This window comes from Aeromonas sp. CD (assembly GCF_033349375.1).
Lineage (GTDB): Bacteria > Pseudomonadota > Gammaproteobacteria > Enterobacterales > Aeromonadaceae > Aeromonas > Aeromonas hydrophila.
This window is the reverse complement of sequence record NZ_CP137631.1, coordinates 3,322,321-3,339,801: the sequence shown is the minus strand read 5'-3', so window position 1 is coordinate 3,339,801 and position 17,481 is coordinate 3,322,321. Positions and strand designations below refer to the sequence as shown.

Genomic DNA, 17,481 nt, shown 5'->3' with positions numbered 1-17,481 from the left:
AAGCGTCGGCAAGGCTACCGCCCCTGAGTGACAGCTCCCAGTTTGCTGCTGTTAACCTGCGAGATAGCAACAATCGCTGTCATGGCGTTCTTCCGAGAGGTTGATTGTCATTCGGGTATCTTAAGGGGGAGGTGGTGCGTTGAGAAGCGGGTTTTGGCGGGAATCTGTGTTGGATCAATAAATTAGTCATTGAGGCGTGGGTTGAGAGAGCAACTCATTTGGCAGGGAATGCAAAGCCGCCTTCACCCCAGCCCTCTCCCGGAGGGAGAGGGGCAAACAGCCGGGAGCTGCACGAGGGTGCAAGCAAGAAAAAAGAAAGGGAGCCGGTCAGGCTCCCTTGGATGCGGCGATGCAACGATGGCTGTTATACGTAAGGCGGATTCGCAGCCGGCTCACTCACGGCTAATGGCATGTGACTCATGCCGCCCCTTATCGATTGGTCGCGGCCTTCATCCCTTCCACAAACTCTTTCAGACGAGTGAGCATATGTTCCGGGTTCTGGTGGTGGGTCTCGATGATCTTCACCACGGCGGAGCCGGAGATGGCACCGGCGGCGCCAGCGGCGATCGCTTCACGCACCTGAGCCGGTTCGCTGATGCCAAAGCCGAGCAGGGCGGGGGGGGCATTGAACTCGCGCAGGGTATTGATCAGCCCCTCCACCGGCATGCCGGCCTTGGTCTCGGCACCGGTCACGCCGGCGCGGCTCACCAGATAGGTGTAACCATTGCCGAGCTCCGCCACCTGTTGCAGGGTCTCGGCGTCGCCATTGGGCGGGGCGATAAAGATGCTGTCGATGCCGAACTTGTCGGCGGCCGCCTTGTAGGGGGCGCACATCTGCACCGGCACGTCGGCGACCAGCACTGAATCCACGCCTGCCTGCTGGCACTTCTCGTAGAAGCCGTCAATTTTGCGCACATAAACCAGGTTGGCGTAGACCAGCAGGCCAATGGGCAGCTGCGGGTATTTGGCGCGGATGCGGCCGAGCAGCTCGAAGCAGTCGTCCGGGGTGGTGTGGCTGGCAAATGCCCGCAGGGCGGCGCCCTGAATGGTGGGGCCGTCCGCCACCGGATCGGAGAAGGGAATGCCAAGCTCGAGGGCATCGGCGCCCCCTGCGACCAGCGCATCGACGATGGCCAGCGAGAGTTCAGGAGTGGGGTCACCCAGCATCACGAACGGCACAAAGGCGCCCTGATTGGCTTCATCCAGACGGGAGAAGAGTTGTGCGTAACGGTTCATGACAAGGTTCCTTCTTTTTCAAAGATGTCGGCAACGGTGAAGATATCTTTGTCGCCACGGCCGGAGAGGTTGACGATGAGCACCTGCTCTTTTTGCGGTTCACTGCGGGCCATCTTGAGGGCGTGGGCCAGCGCGTGGGAGGACTCCAGCGCCGGTATGATACCTTCGGATTTGGCCAGCTCCTGGAAGGCGTCCAGCGCCTCCTTGTCGGTTACCGAGGGATACTCGGCGCGGCCGATGGCGGCCAGGTGGGCGTGCTGCGGGCCGACGGAGGGGAAGTCGAGCCCCGCCGAGACGGAGTAGGACTCCTGAATCTGCCCCTGCTTGTCCTGCATCAGGTAGGAGTGCATGCCAAAGAAGACCCCCTTGCTGCCGTGACCCAGCGGCGCACCGTGCTCACCGCTCTCGATACCGTGACCACCCGGCTCGACCCCGATCAGGCGCACCTCAGGGTTGTCGATGAAGTCGGCAAACATGCCGATGGCGTTCGAGCCGCCGCCAACGCAGGCGATCACCGCATCGGGCAGCCGCTCTTCCTTCTCGAAGCACTGGGCCTTGGCCTCTTCGCCGATCATCTTCTGAAACTCCCGCACGATAGTGGGGAAGGGGTGCGGGCCGGCGGCGGTGCCAAGCAGGTAGTGGGCCGACTCGTAGTTGGCGGCCCAGTCCCGTAGCGCCTCGTTGCAGGCATCTTTCAGGGTGCTGGAGCCGGAGTGCACCGGAATGACGGTGGCGCCCATCAGCTTCATGCGAAAGACGTTGGGCTTCTGGCGCTCGCAATCCTTGGCGCCCATATAGACCCGGCACTTGAGGCCGAGCAGGGCGCAGGCCAGCGCAGTCGCCACGCCGTGCTGACCGGCACCGGTCTCGGCGATGATCTCTTTCTTGCCCATCCGCTTGGCCAGCAGCGCCTGACCCAGTACCTGGTTGGTCTTGTGGGCGCCGCCGTGCAGCAGGTCTTCACGCTTCAGATAGAGGCGGGTCTTGGTGCCCTTGGTCAGGTTGCGGGTCAGGGTGAGCGGAGTCGGGCGACCGGCATACTCGGTCAGCAGGGTCTGAAACTCGGCGATAAAGGCCGGATCATCCTTGGCATCGACGAAGGCCTTCTCCAGCTGGAGCAGGGCGGGGATGAGGATCTGGGGCACGTACATGCCGCCAAATTCACCAAAAAACGGGTTGAGCAGGGTCATGGTTTCTTCCTTATACCTTGAGTCGAAAACGGAACATCAATTACGAAACAGTGATTCAGTGGCGGCCTCACAGGGCGCGCTTACAGTTGGCGCAGGGCGGCAAACGCGGCCGCCAGCTTGTGTGTATCCTTCTGGCCCGGGGCACTCTCCACCCCGGAGTTAAAATCAAGGCCGAGGCAGCCCACTTGCGCGGCTTGCAGGGCATTGTCGGGATTGAGTCCGCCTGCCAGCATCAACTTGGCTTTATCGAGATGGGCCAGCAGGGCCCAGTCGAACGCCTGACCGGTGCCGCCGCTCTGGCTGCCGACTTTCGTATCCAGCAGCAGGCGATCCGCCGGGTAGTCGAGGGCGGGCAGCGGCTCACCACTTGTGACTCCAACTGCCTTCCAGATCTGGCAGCCAGCCGGCAGCAGCGCGCGCAGTCCCTCGATATAGGCGGCATCCTCATCCCCGTGCAGCTGGACTGCGGTGAGCCCTAGCGCCTCCACCGTCTTGACGATGGTGGCGGGCTGGGCGTTGCGAAATACCCCGACGTAAGAGAGCGGCGCGCCCGCCATCACGGCGCGGGCGGCGGGAATGTCCACGTAGCGCGGGCTTTTGGCCACAAAGATAAGACCCCCAAATACCGCGCCCGCCTGATGGGCGGCGGCGGCATCCTCGGCGCGGGTGAGGCCACATACCTTGTTCTGGCCCAGTACCAGCTTGCGCACCGCTGCTTCCAGATCCGGCTCGGCCATGAGGGATGAGCCCACCAGAAAGCCTTTGGCGTGGTGGCGCAGATCCGCCACCTGAGCGCGGTGGTTGATGCCGGATTCGCTGATCACTACCCGATCGCTTGTAATGTCTTTGGCCAGCTGTTTGGTGCGGTTGAGATCGACGCTCAAATCCCGCAGGTCCCGGTTGTTGATACCGATCACCGGCGCCCCCAGTGCGATGGCGCGGGTCAGCTCCTCCTCGTTGCTCACCTCGGTCAGCACCCCAAGGCCCAGCTCCTTGGCCACCGCGAACAGGGCACGATAGCCCTCGTCGGTGAGCACCGAGAGCATCAGCAGGATGGCGTCCGCCTGATAGTGGCGGGCCAGATAGACCTGATAGGGGTCAATCATGAAATCCTTGCAGAGCACCGGCTGCTGGACGCGGCTGCGCACCCGCGGCAGGAAAGCAAAATCCCCCTGAAAGAACTTCTCGTCGGTCAGCACCGAGATGGCGGTGGCGTATTTTCCATAGATGTCGGCGATGGCCTCCGGGCTGAAATCGTCGCGGATCAAGCCCTTGGAGGGGGAGGCCTTCTTGCACTCCAGAATAAAGCGGGTGGAGCCCGCCTTGAGCGCCCCGACGAAATCCCGATCGCTTGGGGTCAGCGCGCTCTGGAAGCTCGCCAGCGGCTGGGCCAGCTTGCGGGCCGCGACCCACTCCTGCTTGGCCGCCACGATCTTGCCGAGGATGGTCTGGCTGATGGAGGCCATGTTCAGAAAAGCATGGGGGGCAATAAGGTCTGACATCTCGTTATCCTTGCGAAGCTGGCTATTGCCCTGCGGGCGTTCTGAATGACTGCTGTGAAGAGTCGTGGCTGACATCATGCCTCCTGATGACCCGCGTCCTGATGGCTCAAAGTAGCCAGCCGAGCGGCGAGCTCCGCCGTCTTGCCGCTTGCCAGCACCGCCAGCACCTGGGCGGCCGCGCTCTTGAGATCCTTCGCCTTGCCTGCCATCAGCAGCAGCGGTGCCACGTTGGCGGCAATGGCTGCGTTGTGGGCCGGGGTGCCACGCCCTTCCAGAATGGCGGCGGTGATGGCGCGGTTCTCTTCAGGCTCCCCCCCCTGAATGGCGCTGACCGGATAGGTCTCCAGGCCAAAGTCAGCCGGGGTGAGCAGAAACTCGCGGATCTCGCCGTCACGGATCTGGGCTACCTGGGTCGGGCCGTGGATGGCAATTTCATCCAGCCCGGCGCCGTGCACCACCATACCGGTTTTCAGCCCCAGTGCCAGCAGGGTTTCGGCGATGGGGCGCACCAGCTCGGGGGCATAGACCCCCATCAGCTGATAGGTGGGGCGAGCCGGGTTGATGAGCGGCCCCAGCACATTGAACAGGGTGCGGGTCTTGAGGGCTTGGCGCACCGGCATGGCGTGGCGCACCCCGGCGTGATACTGGGGGGCGAACAGGAAGCAGATGCCAAGCTCGTCCAGACAGCGGCGCGCCTGCGCCGGGCTCATGTCGAGCTTGATGCCCATCTTGTCCAGCAGATCGCTCGAACCCGACTTGCTCGAGACCGAGCGGTTGCCGTGCTTGGCCACTTTCAGGCCGCAGGCGGCGGCGACCAGCGCCGAAGTGGTGGAGACGTTGATGGTGTTGAGGCCATCGCCCCCGGTGCCGACGATGTCGCAAAACTCATAATCCGGACGCGGGAAGTCGCGCGCTTCTGCCAAGAGGGCCTCGGCGGCGCCGGCGATCTCCTCCGGGGTCTCCCCCTTGATCTTGAGGGCGGTCAAGAGACTGGCGAGAACTATGGGATCCACTTCGCCACGTACCACCTGGCCGAAGGCGTCGCGGGTACTTTCACGGCTTAGAGACTGACCCTGATAGAGGGTATTGAGATGATGATGCATGTTGGTCTCCTTACCGCACGCTGCTTTCTGGACGGGTGATATGGGCGAGCGCCTGGGTCAGCAGGCGGGCCCCTTCCGAGGTCATGATGGATTCCGGGTGGAACTGGAAGCCCAGCACCCGCTCATCCTGCTGCTCGATGGCCATGGGCATGCCCTGATAGTGGGCAATCACCGTCAGCTCTTCCGGTACATAGGTGGCGACCAGCGAGTGGTAGCGGGCCACCGGCAAGGGGCTTTGCAGCCCCGCGAAGGCGCCGTGGCCGTTGTGCTCAATCAGCGAACGCTTGCCGTGGACGATTTCGCCCGCCGCCCCGACCGTGCCGCCATAGGCTTCGCACAGGGCTTGATGACCGAGGCAGATGCCGAGGATGGGCACCTGACCACGGGCCAGTTTGATCAGATCAATCAGGCAACCCGCTTCGTGGGGGGCGCCCGGCCCCGGCGAGAGCACCAGCACGGCGTCCCCTTCACAGGCTGCGATCTCGCTCATGATGCGGCTCGCCGGCAGGCTGTTGCGGTAGATCCGCACCGGATAACCGAGGGAGCGGAACTGATCCACCAGGTTGTAGGTAAACGAATCGAAGTTATCGAGCAGGAAGATGTTAGTCATGGCTCACGTCCTTATGTTGCTCCTGCTGGGCGCTCAGGGCTTGCAGGGAGGTGCCATGGCTGGCTGCGATGGCGGCCAGCACGGCCGCCGCCTTGGCGCGGGTCTCGTCCGCCTCGGCCTGGGGTTTGGAGTCATAGACCACGCCGGCACCGGCCTGCACGTGGGCCACGCCCTCTTTGACAAACGCGGAGCGGATCACGATGCAGGTATCCATCTCGCCGGCGCCGTTGATGTAGCCGACCGCGCCGCCGTAGCTGCCGCGGCGCTTGCCTTCCATCATGCGAATCAGCTCGCTGGCGCGGATCTTGGGGGCGCCGGTGAGGGTGCCCATGTTCATGCAGGCCTGATAGGCGTGCAGGGCGTCAAGATCGGAGCGCAAGGTGCCGACCACCTTGGAGACCAGATGCATCACGTGGCTGTAGCGATCCACTTTCAGCAGCTCCTTGACGTAGCGGGTGCCGGGCTCCGAGATGCGGGCGATGTCGTTGCGGCCCAGATCCACCAGCATCAGGTGTTCGGCCACCTCTTTTTCGTCCTGACGCAGTTCCAGCTCGATGCGGCCGTCGAGATCCCGGTTGATGCTGCCATCGGGGTTGAAGCCGCGGCGGCGGGTACCGGCGATGGGGTACATCTCCACGTCGCGGCTGGTGGCGCAGAATTTCACCGCGCTCTCGGGGGAGGCGCCAAACAGGGTGAAGCCCTCATCCTGCACGTAGAACATGTAGGGGCTGGGGTTGGTCTGCTTGAGGCGGCGATAGGCGGCGACGGGGCTGGGGCAGGGCATGGAGAAACAGCGGGACGGCACCACCTGGAAGATGTCACCGCGGCGAATGAAGCCCTTGAGCTTCTCCACCTCGGCGCAGAACTGCTTGTCGCTCTTGTCCATGCTCATGCCGCCGGCGAGGGCCGGGGTGGCCGGGGCCTGCGCGGGGGCTTGCTGGCAGGCGTGCTTGAACTGGGCGAGGCGCTCGCTCAGGCGGTGGTACCTGTCTTCCACCCGGCTCTCGTCGCTGTCACCGCCGAAGATGCAGGCGAGCAGCGCAGTGGAGCGTGCGATGTGGTCGATGGTGATCAGGGTCTCGGCTACGTAGAAGCAGTAGTCGGGACAGTCGTTGCTCCCCTCCGGTACCTCGGGCAGATCTTCAAAGGAGGCGATGAGGTCGTAGGCGAAGCTGCCGGCCATAAACAGGGCTTCTTTGCCGAGCTGGCAATCAAGCTCCCGCTGCAGGGTGCGCAGCACGTCCAGCACGCTGATCCCCTTGAGGCGGCTGTCTTCGTCCTGTTCCCGATCGGAGGCCGGGAAGTCGAGCTGCAGCTCGCCGGCCACCAGGCTCTGGGCAACGGCGGCGGGCAGGCGCTCGGCCAGCAGGCTCTGCAGCTGGGCGCCGTTGTCGTTCAGGCTGCGCACCCGCACGGTGCGGCCACGGCACTCGATGCGCAGGCAGGCGTCCACCAGCAGCAGGCTCTGTTTGCCGGCCTTGGAGTCGATCTCGACCGATTCGAGCAGCAGGTTGTTGGGGCGACCCTGGCAGAGCTCGCTGTAGAGTGCCAGCGGATCGGCCACATAGGGGGCGTTGAGGGTGAGGGTATCGAATTCACCCAGAGGAAGGCGATGGCTGGCTGTCATAGTGCGTTCCCTTGCGTGTGATGCTGTTTACCGATGTTCATGACGTTGAATTCCTTGAAAATTTAATGGGTCTGGGGTGGCTGGTTCAGGGGCGCCATCGCCAGGTCAGGTTGCTTGTCTGAATTCTCGGTTTCATCACAGGTCCATTTGCCGGATAATAAAAAAGCCCGCTGGGGTCAGCGGGCTTTTTCTTTGGGTTCTTTATTTGCTGTCAGATTTACAGGTACAGCAACGACCACACGCCCGCATGTCAGGGAGTGTGCCACCACCAGATGGTCAGGATGGAAGTCGTTTGCATGATAAAGTCCTGTAAAAAGATGTTTGCAATGAAGTGCCTACAGAAAACGATAAAGCCGCGGCCAAGTCAAGTCGCTTTTTAGCCTTCTTTCACCGAATGTGTACCCATGGTGACCTGACCACGAGAGCGGAATAATCTGATGAGATTCGATCTACACTGCCATACCACGGCCTCGGATGGCGTGCTGAGCCCCGCCGAACTGGTGCGCCGCGCCGCCGCACAAGGGGTCGAGGTGTTAGCAGTCACTGACCACGACACCCTTGCCGGGCTTGATGAGGTGCGCAGTACCATCGATGCCGAGCAACTGCCGCTGCGGCTGGTGAGCGGGGTCGAGATCTCCACCGGCTGGGAGCACCACGAAATTCATATCGTGGCGCTGGGGGTGGATGAAAAAAATCCGCAGCTGGTGGCGTTTCTGGCCGGCCAGCTGGCCCGTCGGGAGGCGCGCGCCCAGGAAATAGGGCGTCGTCTGGAGAAGTGCCAGCTCCCCGGCACCTATGAAGAGGCCAAGCAGCTGGCTGGCGACGCCGCCGTGACCCGGGCCCACTTTGCCCGGGTGCTGATGGCGCGCGGGGTGGCCGATACCATGCAGAAGGTCTTCAAAAAGTACCTGAGCCGGGGCAACAAGGGCTATGCTCCGGCCGAGTGGCCCGAGATGGGCGAGGCGATCAGCGCCATTCACGCCGCTGGTGGTCTGGCGGTGCTGGCCCACCCGAGCCGTTACGACCTCACCGCCAAGTGGATCAAGCGGCTGCTGGTGGCCTTCAAGGCGGCCGGTGGTGATGCCATGGAGGTCTCGCTGCCCCAGCAGAGCCCGCAGGAGCGGGCGAATCTCGGCCAGTGGGCCAAGGAGCACGACCTCTACATTTCGGTAGGATCGGATTTTCACTTCCCCTCCAACTGGACCGAGCTGGGCCGCCACCTCTGGTTGCCCAAGGAGGGCACGCCGCTCTGGCTGGCTCATCCCGGCCACTTCGGCCTGAGCGCCGAGCAGCACGCCGCCCTGCTGGCCAGCCGTTGAGGGGCGCCGGCGGGCGTCAAACAGATTAAGGTAGTGTCGTGGAGCTTGGCTCCACGGCCATCAAGCGGGCAGGCATTGCCGCCCCCATTGCGAGAACGAGTCATGAGTCAGCACTTTTACGTACATCCGGAAAACCCCCAGGCCCGCCTGATCAGCCAGGCGGTACAGATCATTCAGAACGGCGGTGTCATCGTCTATCCTACCGACTCGGGCTATGCGCTGGGTTGCCAGATGGGCGACAAGGGCGCGCTGGAGCGCATCTGCCGCATCCGCCGCATCGATCCCAATCACGACTTCACCCTGGTGTGCCGCGATCTCTCCGAGATCTCCACCTATGCCAAGGTGGACAACACGGCGTTTCGCCTGATCAAGAACAACACCCCCGGCCCCTACACCTTCATCTTCAAGGCCACCAAGGAGGTGCCGCGCCGCCTGATGAACGAGAAGAAGAAGACCATCGGCATCCGGGTACCGGACAACAAGATTGCCCAGGCGCTGTTGGAAGCGCTCGGCGAGCCGCTGCTCTCCACCACCCTGATCCTGCCGGAGTCGGACATGGCGGAGTTCGACCCGGAGGAGATCTTCGACAAGCTGGGCAAACAGCTGGATCTGGTGGTCAACGGCGGTTATCTGGGCGAGCAGCCCACTACCGTGGTGGACTTCTCCGACGACGAGCCGGTGCTGCGCCGGCGTGGTGCCGGGGACCCGACTCCGTTTGAGTGATACTGCCGATCCTGTGCCGGTGACGACCGCGCCCACGGCGGGCGAGAGGGTGGCGAGCCCGGCGGGGGAAGCCATTCCCCCCCAGGCCGTCCCGTCTCCCATCGCCCGGGTGCTGGGGCAGCCCTATCACGAGCTGCCCCAGGATTTGTTCATCCCGCCCGATGCGCTGGAGGTGTTTCTCGATACCTTCGAGGGGCCGCTCGATCTGTTGCTCTACCTCATCCGGCGCCAGCAGCTCGACATCCTCAACCTGCCGATCCTGCAGATCACCGCCCAGTACATGGAGTACGTGGAGCTGATGCAGGGCCTCAATCTGGAGCTGGCGGCCGAATACCTGCTGATGGCGGCCTGGCTGGCGGAGATAAAATCCCGTCTGCTGCTGCCCAAGGCGCCTGAGCTGGAAGATGAGGAGGAGGGGGAAGACCCCCGCGTCACCCTCATCCGCCGGCTGCAGGAGTACGAGCGCTACAAGGTGGGGGCGGAGCGGGTCAACGAGTTGCCGCGGCTGGAGCGGGAGATCTTCATCGCCACCGCGCTGCCGCCGGATTTTGGCGATCTCAAGCCATTGACGCCCGATGTTTCGCTGGTTGAGCTCGCCCTTTACATGCAAAGTGTGGTAAAACGCGCGACTCATTTTGAACATCACCAGATCCGCCGTGAGCAGATCCCGACCCGGGTGCGCATGGCGGAGATCCTTGCCATGCTCTCGCTGGGCCAGACCCTGCGCCTGGATCGGGTGCTGCGCGCCGAAGAGGGGCGCATGGGGGTGCTGGTGACGTTTCTGGCACTGCTGGAGCTGTGCAAGGAGCAGCTGATCTGGATCCTGCAGGCGGAACCGCTGGGGCCAATTCACTTTGCCCTGGCCGGCCAGCATGAGGAGAGCGAGCGTGGCGCTGCCCACTGAACGGTTGAAGAGCCCGATGTTGCGAGGAGCAGACCATGGCGCTGCCGGCTGAACGACTCAAGACGCTGATCGAGGCGGCGCTGTTCGTCGCCGGACGCCCGCTCAACGTCAGCGAGCTCAAGAGCAGCGTACTGGCGGACTACCCGGTCACCAGCCGCTACGTCCAGCTGTTGCTGGCGGAGCTCAGACAGGATTACAGCGAACGGGGGGTGGAGCTCAAGGAGGTGGCCTCCGGCTGGCGCTTTCAGGCCCGCCAGGAGTACGCCGAGGAGCTCTCCAGGCTCTGGAGCGAGCGGGCCCCCCGTTATTCGCGTGCCGTGATGGAGACGCTGACGTTGATCGCCTATCGTCAGCCCATCACCCGGGCCGAGATCGAAGCCATCCGCGGGGTGGCGGTCTCGAGCCAGATAGTGAATACCCTGAAAGAACGTGGCTGGGTGCGCAGCATCGGTCACAAGGAGGTGGTGGGCCGCCCGGAGCTGCTCGCCACCACCCGAGAATTTCTGGATTATTTTAATCTGCAGAGTCTGGAGCAGCTCCCCGAGCTGGATCCCGAACTGCAACCCTCGTTGTCCACGCTGACATTGGCAGCTGCGGGCAGCGATCAACAATCAGGTAACCCCGATGAGTGAAAAACTGCAAAAAGTGTTGGCCCGCGCGGGTCACGGCTCCCGTCGTGAGATGGAGGCCCTGATCACCGCAGGTCGGGTCAGTGTGGATGGCAAGGTCGCCACACTGGGGGATCGCGTCGAAGTGAACGCCGTGATCCGGGTGGATGGTCACCAGATCAAGACCCGTGCCGCAGAGGAAGTTATCTGCCGCGTGCTGGCTTACCACAAGCCGGAAGGGGAGATGTGTACCCGTCACGATCCGGAAGGTCGTCCCACCGTGTTTGATCGTCTGCCCAAGATGGAAGGGGCCCGCTGGATTGCGGTCGGCCGCCTCGACGTCAACACCTCAGGTCTCTTGCTGTTCACCACCGACGGTGAGCTGGCCAACCGGCTGATGCACCCGAGCCACGAAGTGGAGCGGGAATACGCGGTGCGGGTCTTTGGCGAGATCACCGAAGCCATGCTGCAGCGCCTGCGCAAGGGCGTGCAGCTGGAAGACGGCATGGCCAAGTTCAACAAGATCAAGCCGGCCGGCGGCGAGGGTCTGAACCAGTGGTTCAACGTCACCCTGACCGAAGGTCGCAACCGTGAAGTGCGCCGCCTGTGGGAATCCCAGGAAGTGCAGGTGAGCCGCCTGATGCGGATTCGCTACGGCGACGTGCAGCTGGATCGCGGCATCCCGCGCGGTGGCTGGCAGGAGCTGAAACTGCCCGAGGTGAACTACCTGCGTGGCCTGGTCAACCTGCCCAACGAGACCGAGTCCAAGGTCGATCTGCAACAGGATGGCAAAACCAGTCGTCACAAGCAGGCCGCCCAGATCCGTCGCGCCGTCAAGCGCCACAAGGAGATGCAGGGCAAGGAGCCGCGCGCCCGTGCCACCACGGCTCGTCGCAAGCAGACCTCCTCCACCCGCAACTCGGGTACCGGCAGCAAGTAAGTGCTGCGTGGCCGCAAGGCCGCACTGCAACAGGCCCGCCTCTTCGGCGGGCCTTTTTGTTGGCGCCTTTTGAGTTCGTTATTGTTCGAGCGAGCGTAATGCTGAATTAATGGGGCCGGGCAGGTGACTGGCAGGGGCGGGGGTGGTTGCTCGGCACGGGCGGGCTTGTTAGCCTTCCCGCACTGACACAGGAGATAATAATGAGCAAGGTACTTGATGAGCTGCTGGCGTTGCTGGCGCTCGAAAAAATCGAGGAGGGCCTGTTTCGGGGCCAGAGCCAGGATCTCGGTCTGCGGGCCGTGTTTGGCGGACAGGTAATGGGGCAGGCCTTGTCAGCCGCCAAGCAGACGGTGGCAAGCGATCGCCAGGTGCACAGCTTCCATTCCTACTTCCTGCGCCCCGGTGATGCCAACCGTCCCATCGTCTACGACGTGGAGAACATCCGCGACGGTCAGACCGTCTCCACCCGCCGGGTCAAGGCCATTCAGGGCGGCAAGCCCATCTTCTATCTCAACGCCTCCTTCCAGGTCGAGGCGGACGGCTTTGAACACCAGATCGCCATGCCGGCGGGGATCACGCCGCCCGAGCAGCTCAAGAGCGAGCTGGAGCTGGTGCGCCCTTACGAGCAGCAGATCCCGCCCGCCCTGCGCGACAAGATCATGTGCGAGAAGCCCATCGAAATTCGCCCGGTGACCCTGGTCGATCCGATCCGCCCCGACGTGCACGAGCCGCTGCGCCACGTCTGGTTCAAGGCCAATGGCCAGATGCCGGACGATCAGCGGGTGCACAAATACCTGCTGGCCTATGCCTCCGACTTCCACTTCCTGTTCACCGCCCTGCAGCCCCACGGTGTGTCGTACTGGGAGCCGGACATGCAGGTGGCCACCATCGATCACTCCATGTGGTTCCACCGGGACTTCCGGCTGGACGACTGGCTGCTCTACGTGGTGGACAGCCCGAGCGCCAGCGCCGGTCGCGGCCTGGTGCGCGGCCAGTTCTTCACCCGTGATGGGGTGCTGGTGGCGAGCACGGCGCAGGAAGGGGTGATCCGCCGCCGTGGCAGTAACCCATGAGCAGGCAACATGGCCGAAGAGGGACGCCATGATGGTGTCTGACCTGCGCAGTTTCGCGCAGGTCAGACTTTGGGGCTTTACCCCGACTACTCAAACGGCAGAGGAGAGACATCATGATCATACCCATCCTGCGCAGCTTCGATGAAGGCAAGTTGCGTGACTTTTACCTCGACTACCTGGGATTTGTCATCGACTGGGAACACAGGTTTGGCCCGGGTATGCCGCTCTACCTGCAGGTCTCACGGGGGGACTGGATCATCCACCTCTCCGAGCATCACGGGGATGCCTGCCCGGGAGCGGCTCTGCGGCTCTTGACCGACAAGCTAGATGCGTTGCTGGCCGAGTGGCGGGCGAAGGGTTATGCCTATGCGAACCCCGCCATTGAGACCATGCCCTGGGGCTGCCGCGAGCTGCAGGTCCGGGATCCCTTCGGTAACCGGCTGGTGTTTACCGAGCCGCTGCCGCCGGAAGAAAACGCCTAATAAAAAAACGGGAGCCGATGGCTCCCGTTTTTTTATCTGCTTGCTCTATCAGGCCGCGTCTTGCTCGGCGCTGAGCGCTGGTTCGCCGCTCTGGGCGAAACGGTCGGCCCACAGGGCGATGACGCCGTCGCCGGTGACGTTGCAGGCGGTGCCGAAGCTGTCCTGGGCCAGGTAGAGGGCGATCATCAGGGCGATGGAGGCCTCACCAAACCCCAGCATGGAGGTGAGCAGACCCAGCGCGGACATGACGCCGCCACCCGGGGCACCCGGCGCGGCGATCATGATGACGCCCAGCATCATGATGAAGGGCAGCATGGTGTCGATACCCGGAATGGCCAGATGCTCGGAGAGGAACATCACCGCGGTGGCGCAGGTCACTAGCGTGATGGTGGAGCCACACAGGTGAATGGTGGCGCACAGCGGCACGGTGAAGTTGGCGATGCCGTCGCTCACACCGTTGTTCTTGCTGGCCTGCAGGGCGACCGGGATGGTGGCGGCGCTGGACATGGTGCCGAGCGCGGTGAAGTAGGCCGGCAGCATGTTCTTGATGAGCTGGGCCGGGGAGCGGCCCAGGGCCAGACCGGTGCCGACGAACAGCACGGAGAGCCAGAGCCAGTGCATCACGATGGCCATCACCAGCACCACGCCGAAGGTCTTCAGGGTGGCGAATACGGTGCCTTCCACTGTCATCTCGACGAAGACGCCGGCGATGTAGAAGGGCAGCAGCGGGATGATCACCTTGGCCAGCAGGCGGTCGATGATGTCACGGCCCTGATCGGCGACCCGGCGCAGATCGGTGGCCTGGGTGGCGCTGATGCCGATGCCGAACACGAAGGCGGCGGCCAGCGCCGACATCACCCCGAACAGCGGCGGGATCTCCAGGTTGATGTAGGAGGCGAGCTTGATGGCGCTCTCGGCGGTGGGCTCGGCGGCGGTGGTCAGGCGCGGGATCAGGTTGCTGGCCACGGTAAAGGCGAACAGACCCGCCAGTATGGTGGAGCAGTAGGAGAGGGCGACCGTCTTGCCCAGCAGCTTGCCGGAGTTCTTTGGCAGGCTGGCGATGCCGCTCATGATGAAGAACAGGATGATGAGCGGAATGGTGAAGGTGATCAGCTGACCTATGACTGTCTTGGCCGTAAACAGCACGCGTGCGACCCATTCCGGGGCGTAGAGACCGAGCAAGAGACCGGCGAGGATGCCGGCAACCAGTTTGAGGACAAGTTTCATAAGTAAATCCAGGTGTTAGTGTCTGATTTGTTATTTAATTTTGATTTTAATGCCGCTTTTTAACACAAAATCCGCATCATGTCTGTCGTGCGTGCGTTAATGTCGAGTTAAATATTGTTAAATGTGATCATGGTGGTGATAGCCACTGGCGAGGTGAGCGCGAAGCAAGGTTGGTGATTAATTTGGCGCGCCCTTTCAGGCGCGGATCAGCAGGGCGTGCAGCCAGCGGCCATCCGCCTGCTCGCTCTCCCAGCACTGCTGCAGTTGCAGCGGCAGCGGGGCGATGAGCTGGCGCAGGCCGTCCTCATCGAGCCGGGTCTGGCAGAGGTGCACCTCGGCTGAGGGCTCACCAGGTGTGCTGCCGGTGGCAACGGGCTGGCCACTGGGGTGGGGAAAGGCGCAGTAGAGCACTCCGGCGGGCTTGAGCAGGCCGGCCAGATGGGCCAGAGCGTCGTTGAGCTCGTCTGGCGCGATCGCCGGCAAGGCCCCGCGCGCCCAGATGCCGTCATAGGGCACCACGCTATGCAACTGCTCGATGCGGCAGACCCGCACCGGCTGGCCGCTGCGCCGCGAGGCTACCCTGGCCTGTGCCAGGCGGGCATCGAAGGCCGTCACCACCAGCCCCTGCTGGCGAAAAAAGCAGAGATCGTCGCCTTCGCCGCAGCCCGCCTCCAGCAGGTGGGCGCCGGGGGGAAGCCGCGCCAGAAACGATAGGCGCGCCGCTGACCATGGGTCGGCTGAGGGCATGGCAGTGGAGGCCGGAGGGCAAGAGGGAGACGAACGGGACATGGCGGGCACCTTGATTCGGGGGGCGCAACTCAATTTCGGGGGCGTGACTATAGCAAACTTGAGCCAATTTGGCGCCGGGGCGCCAAAGGGATAATAGGAGATGGAAGGGAGTGAGGGGTTGTCTGCACCTGGCAAGGGCCGCCAGTGTTCGGCCTTGCTGGCTCAGGGGCGACGGGCGGCCGGGCCGGTTGGCAGGGCGATCAGGGTGAACAGGCTGTCCAGCAGGAAGTCGGCCTCCTGACGCAGATCGATGCGTTCCGGAAAGTGCAGCCAGTTGATGATGTAGCCATCCAGGGTGCAGTGCAGCAGGGTGGCGGCTCGCTGCAGATCCAGCCCCTGTGGCAGCTGGCCGAGGCGCACCGCATTGCCCAGGGTGGTTTCCAGATCCCGGAAGAAGTTGCTGGACTGGCTGCGCATGTGTTCGCGCAAGGAGATGGCTTCCCCTTCCAGCGACTCCAGGTTGAACATGATGGTGAACATCTGCTGATGGGCGGGCTCGGTGCTTATCTTGATGATCACTCCCTTGAGGAAGGTGCGCAGCTTGCCGAGGGGGTCGGGCTCCAGCTCGGAGACGCAGGCATCGAGCTGGTGGGAGAGGGGTTGGCACAGCTCCTCCCAGAGGGAGACGAACAGCTCTTCCTTGTTCTTGAAATGCCAGTAAATGGCGCCCCGGGTCAGCTCGGCGGCCCTGGCGATGTCGGTCAGGCTGGTCTTGGCCAGGCCGTGTGAGCAGAACAGATCCAGGGCCGTACTCATGATGTGGCAGCGGGTCTGCTGCGCCTCTTCTTTGGTTCTTCTGGCCATCTCTGCGCGCACCTTGTAAAAGTAAAAAAAGTCACTTACATACATTTATGAATGTATGTATATTGCCTCATCTTTCCGATTTTACCAACCGGGTCCTATAAACCCTGTGGTTATTCATTGATAGACAGAGGCTCAGGTTCTCCATGCATAAACATATTCTCGCACGTTCAGTCGGCCTTGCGCTGCTGGCGAGCGGTCTGCTGACCGCTTGCGGCGAACAGGGCAGTGCCCAGCAGGGGCCCGGTGCGATGCCGCCGGCCGCGGTGGATGTCGTCACCTTGCACACGGCGCCGCTGCAGCTCACCACCGAGCTGACCGGTCGCAGCGCCCCGCTGCGGGTCGCCGAAGTGCGCCCCCAGGTGAGCGGCATCATTCTCAAGCGTCTCTTTACCGAGGGCAGCGACGTCAAGGCCGGCCAGCTGCTGTACCAGATCGACCCCGCCGTCTATCAGGCTGCGGTGGCCAGTGCCAAGGCCAACCTGGCCAAGGCACAGGCCAATGAGCAAAGCGCCCGTCTCAAGGCCAAGCGCTATGCCGAGCTGGTGAAGGTGAAGGCCATCAGCAGCCAGGAGTATGACGACGCCGACGCGGCCTGGAAGCAGCAGCTGGCCGAAATCGGTGCCGCCAAGGCGGCGCTGCAGACCGCCAACATCAACCTGGCCTACACCCGCATCACGGCCCCCATCAGCGGCCGCATCGGCAAGTCCGCGGTGACCGAGGGTGCACTGGTGACGGCCCAGCAGGCCGACAGCCTCACCTCCATCCAGCAGCTCGATCCCATGTATGTGGACGTGCGCCAGTCCACCGCCGATCTGCTGCGCCTCAAGCGTCAGGTGGCGGCCGGCAAGCTGACCCAGGACGAGCAGAAAGGCGCCCGGGTGAGCTTCCAGCTGGAAGATGGCTCCACCTACGGCGAAGAGGGCTCGCTGCAGTTCTCCGACGTGACCGTGGATGAGACCACCGGCATGGTGACCCTGCGGGTGATCGTCCCCAACCCTCATCAGCTGCTGCTGCCGGGCATGTTCATGCGTGCCACCCTGCAGGAGGGCGAGCGCGCCGAGGGGCTGTTGGTGCCGCAGACTGCGGTGACCCGTACCCCGAAAGGCGGCGCCACCGTGATGGTGGTGACGGCGGACAACAAGGTGGCGCTGCGTGAAGTGCAGCTGGGCCGCATCGTCGGCAGTGACTGGGTGGTGGAATCCGGTCTCAAGGCGGGCGAACGGGTGATCGTCGCCGGCCTGCAAAAGGTAAAACCCGGGGTCGTCGTGGCACCTGCTGAACAGAGTGCCGCTGCCCAGGCGCCGGCCAATACCCCGGCCAACAAGTAGGATGGAGTAGTCGCCT

At 63.4% G+C, this 17,481-nt stretch carries 17 protein-coding genes; 8 read left to right on the top strand and 9 right to left on the bottom strand.

Translation table 11 applies throughout. From position 1 onward, the window contains the following. Positions 1 to 429: 429 nt before the first annotated feature. From trpA to R2E40_RS15465, 6 genes are all read right to left on the bottom strand, one after another. Positions 430 to 1,236, bottom strand: coding sequence for a tryptophan synthase subunit alpha (trpA, locus tag R2E40_RS15490; RefSeq protein ID WP_043121624.1), 807 nt, complete (start codon positions 1,234 to 1,236; stop codon positions 430 to 432). Then, positions 1,233 to 2,426 (bottom strand): tryptophan synthase subunit beta, encoded by a 1,194-nt coding sequence (trpB, locus tag R2E40_RS15485; RefSeq protein WP_318163821.1) that lies wholly within the window; start codon positions 2,424 to 2,426, stop codon positions 1,233 to 1,235. The genes trpA and trpB overlap by 4 nt, the downstream gene beginning before the upstream one ends. An 80-nt stretch (positions 2,427 to 2,506) precedes the next feature. After that, entirely contained in the window at positions 2,507 to 4,003 is a 1,497-nt protein-coding gene (gene trpCF, locus R2E40_RS15480) for a bifunctional indole-3-glycerol-phosphate synthase TrpC/phosphoribosylanthranilate isomerase TrpF (RefSeq protein WP_318163820.1), read from the bottom strand. Further along, positions 4,003 to 5,031 carry an anthranilate phosphoribosyltransferase gene (gene trpD / locus R2E40_RS15475; protein ID WP_318163819.1) on the bottom strand — a complete coding sequence of 343 codons (1,029 nt, stop codon included), beginning with the start codon at positions 5,029 to 5,031 and terminating at the stop codon, positions 4,003 to 4,005. Before trpD ends, trpCF begins: the two co-directional genes overlap by 1 nt. A gap of 10 nt (positions 5,032 to 5,041) precedes the next feature. Next, complete coding sequence (locus R2E40_RS15470) at positions 5,042 to 5,641, bottom strand: aminodeoxychorismate/anthranilate synthase component II (protein WP_016351382.1); 600 nt, start codon at positions 5,639 to 5,641, stop codon at positions 5,042 to 5,044. Continuing rightward, positions 5,634 to 7,268: an anthranilate synthase component 1 gene (locus R2E40_RS15465; protein ID WP_318163818.1), complete on the bottom strand. Its 1,635-nt coding sequence runs from the start codon at positions 7,266 to 7,268 to the stop codon at positions 5,634 to 5,636. Before R2E40_RS15465 ends, R2E40_RS15470 begins: the two co-directional genes overlap by 8 nt. Before the next feature lie 437 nt (positions 7,269 to 7,705). On the opposite strand from R2E40_RS15465, the gene rnm reads away from it, so the two are divergent. From rnm to R2E40_RS15430, 7 genes are all read left to right on the top strand, one after another. Beyond that, positions 7,706 to 8,587: an RNase RNM gene (gene rnm, locus R2E40_RS15460; RefSeq protein WP_227291105.1), complete on the top strand. Its 882-nt coding sequence runs from the start codon at positions 7,706 to 7,708 to the stop codon at positions 8,585 to 8,587. 102 nt (positions 8,588 to 8,689) lie between these two features. Next, positions 8,690 to 9,310 carry an L-threonylcarbamoyladenylate synthase gene (locus R2E40_RS15455; RefSeq protein ID WP_016351379.1) on the top strand — a complete coding sequence of 207 codons (621 nt, stop codon included), beginning with the start codon at positions 8,690 to 8,692 and terminating at the stop codon, positions 9,308 to 9,310. Continuing rightward, positions 9,303 to 10,214 (top strand): segregation and condensation protein A, encoded by a 912-nt coding sequence (locus R2E40_RS15450; protein WP_029299697.1) that lies wholly within the window; start codon positions 9,303 to 9,305, stop codon positions 10,212 to 10,214. Before R2E40_RS15455 ends, R2E40_RS15450 begins: the two co-directional genes overlap by 8 nt. 35 nt (positions 10,215 to 10,249) lie before the next feature. Next, positions 10,250 to 10,846: an SMC-Scp complex subunit ScpB gene (scpB, locus tag R2E40_RS15445; protein WP_011706719.1), complete on the top strand. Its 597-nt coding sequence runs from the start codon at positions 10,250 to 10,252 to the stop codon at positions 10,844 to 10,846. Next, positions 10,839 to 11,762 (top strand): 23S rRNA pseudouridine(2605) synthase RluB, encoded by a 924-nt coding sequence (rluB, locus tag R2E40_RS15440; protein WP_318163817.1) that lies wholly within the window; start codon positions 10,839 to 10,841, stop codon positions 11,760 to 11,762. The genes scpB and rluB overlap by 8 nt, the downstream gene beginning before the upstream one ends. Positions 11,763 to 11,962: 200 nt before the next feature. Continuing rightward, the gene (tesB, locus tag R2E40_RS15435; RefSeq protein WP_011706717.1) at positions 11,963 to 12,835 is read left to right on the top strand and encodes an acyl-CoA thioesterase II; all 873 of its coding nucleotides are present in this window, start codon (positions 11,963 to 11,965) and stop codon (positions 12,833 to 12,835) included. A gap of 113 nt (positions 12,836 to 12,948) precedes the next feature. After that, on the top strand, positions 12,949 to 13,317 hold the full coding sequence (locus tag R2E40_RS15430; RefSeq protein WP_318163816.1) for a glyoxalase superfamily protein: 369 nt from the start codon (positions 12,949 to 12,951) through the stop codon (positions 13,315 to 13,317). A 48-nt stretch (positions 13,318 to 13,365) separates the two neighbouring features. On the opposite strand, the gene R2E40_RS15425 is transcribed toward R2E40_RS15430, so the two are convergent. From R2E40_RS15425 to R2E40_RS15415, 3 genes are all read right to left on the bottom strand, one after another. After that, positions 13,366 to 14,544, bottom strand: coding sequence for a dicarboxylate/amino acid:cation symporter (locus R2E40_RS15425; RefSeq protein WP_011706715.1), 1,179 nt, complete (start codon positions 14,542 to 14,544; stop codon positions 13,366 to 13,368). Positions 14,545 to 14,739: 195 nt separating this feature from the next. Beyond that, complete coding sequence (locus R2E40_RS15420) at positions 14,740 to 15,291, bottom strand: class I SAM-dependent methyltransferase (RefSeq protein ID WP_318165568.1); 552 nt, start codon at positions 15,289 to 15,291, stop codon at positions 14,740 to 14,742. 204 nt (positions 15,292 to 15,495) lie between these two features. Next, complete coding sequence (locus tag R2E40_RS15415) at positions 15,496 to 16,137, bottom strand: TetR family transcriptional regulator (protein WP_318163815.1); 642 nt, start codon at positions 16,135 to 16,137, stop codon at positions 15,496 to 15,498. Between the two features lie 143 nt (positions 16,138 to 16,280). Between R2E40_RS15415 and R2E40_RS15410 the strand changes: the two genes are divergently transcribed. Continuing rightward, on the top strand, positions 16,281 to 17,465 hold the full coding sequence (locus R2E40_RS15410) for an efflux RND transporter periplasmic adaptor subunit (RefSeq protein WP_318163814.1): 1,185 nt from the start codon (positions 16,281 to 16,283) through the stop codon (positions 17,463 to 17,465). Positions 17,466 to 17,481: the final 16 nt, after the last annotated feature.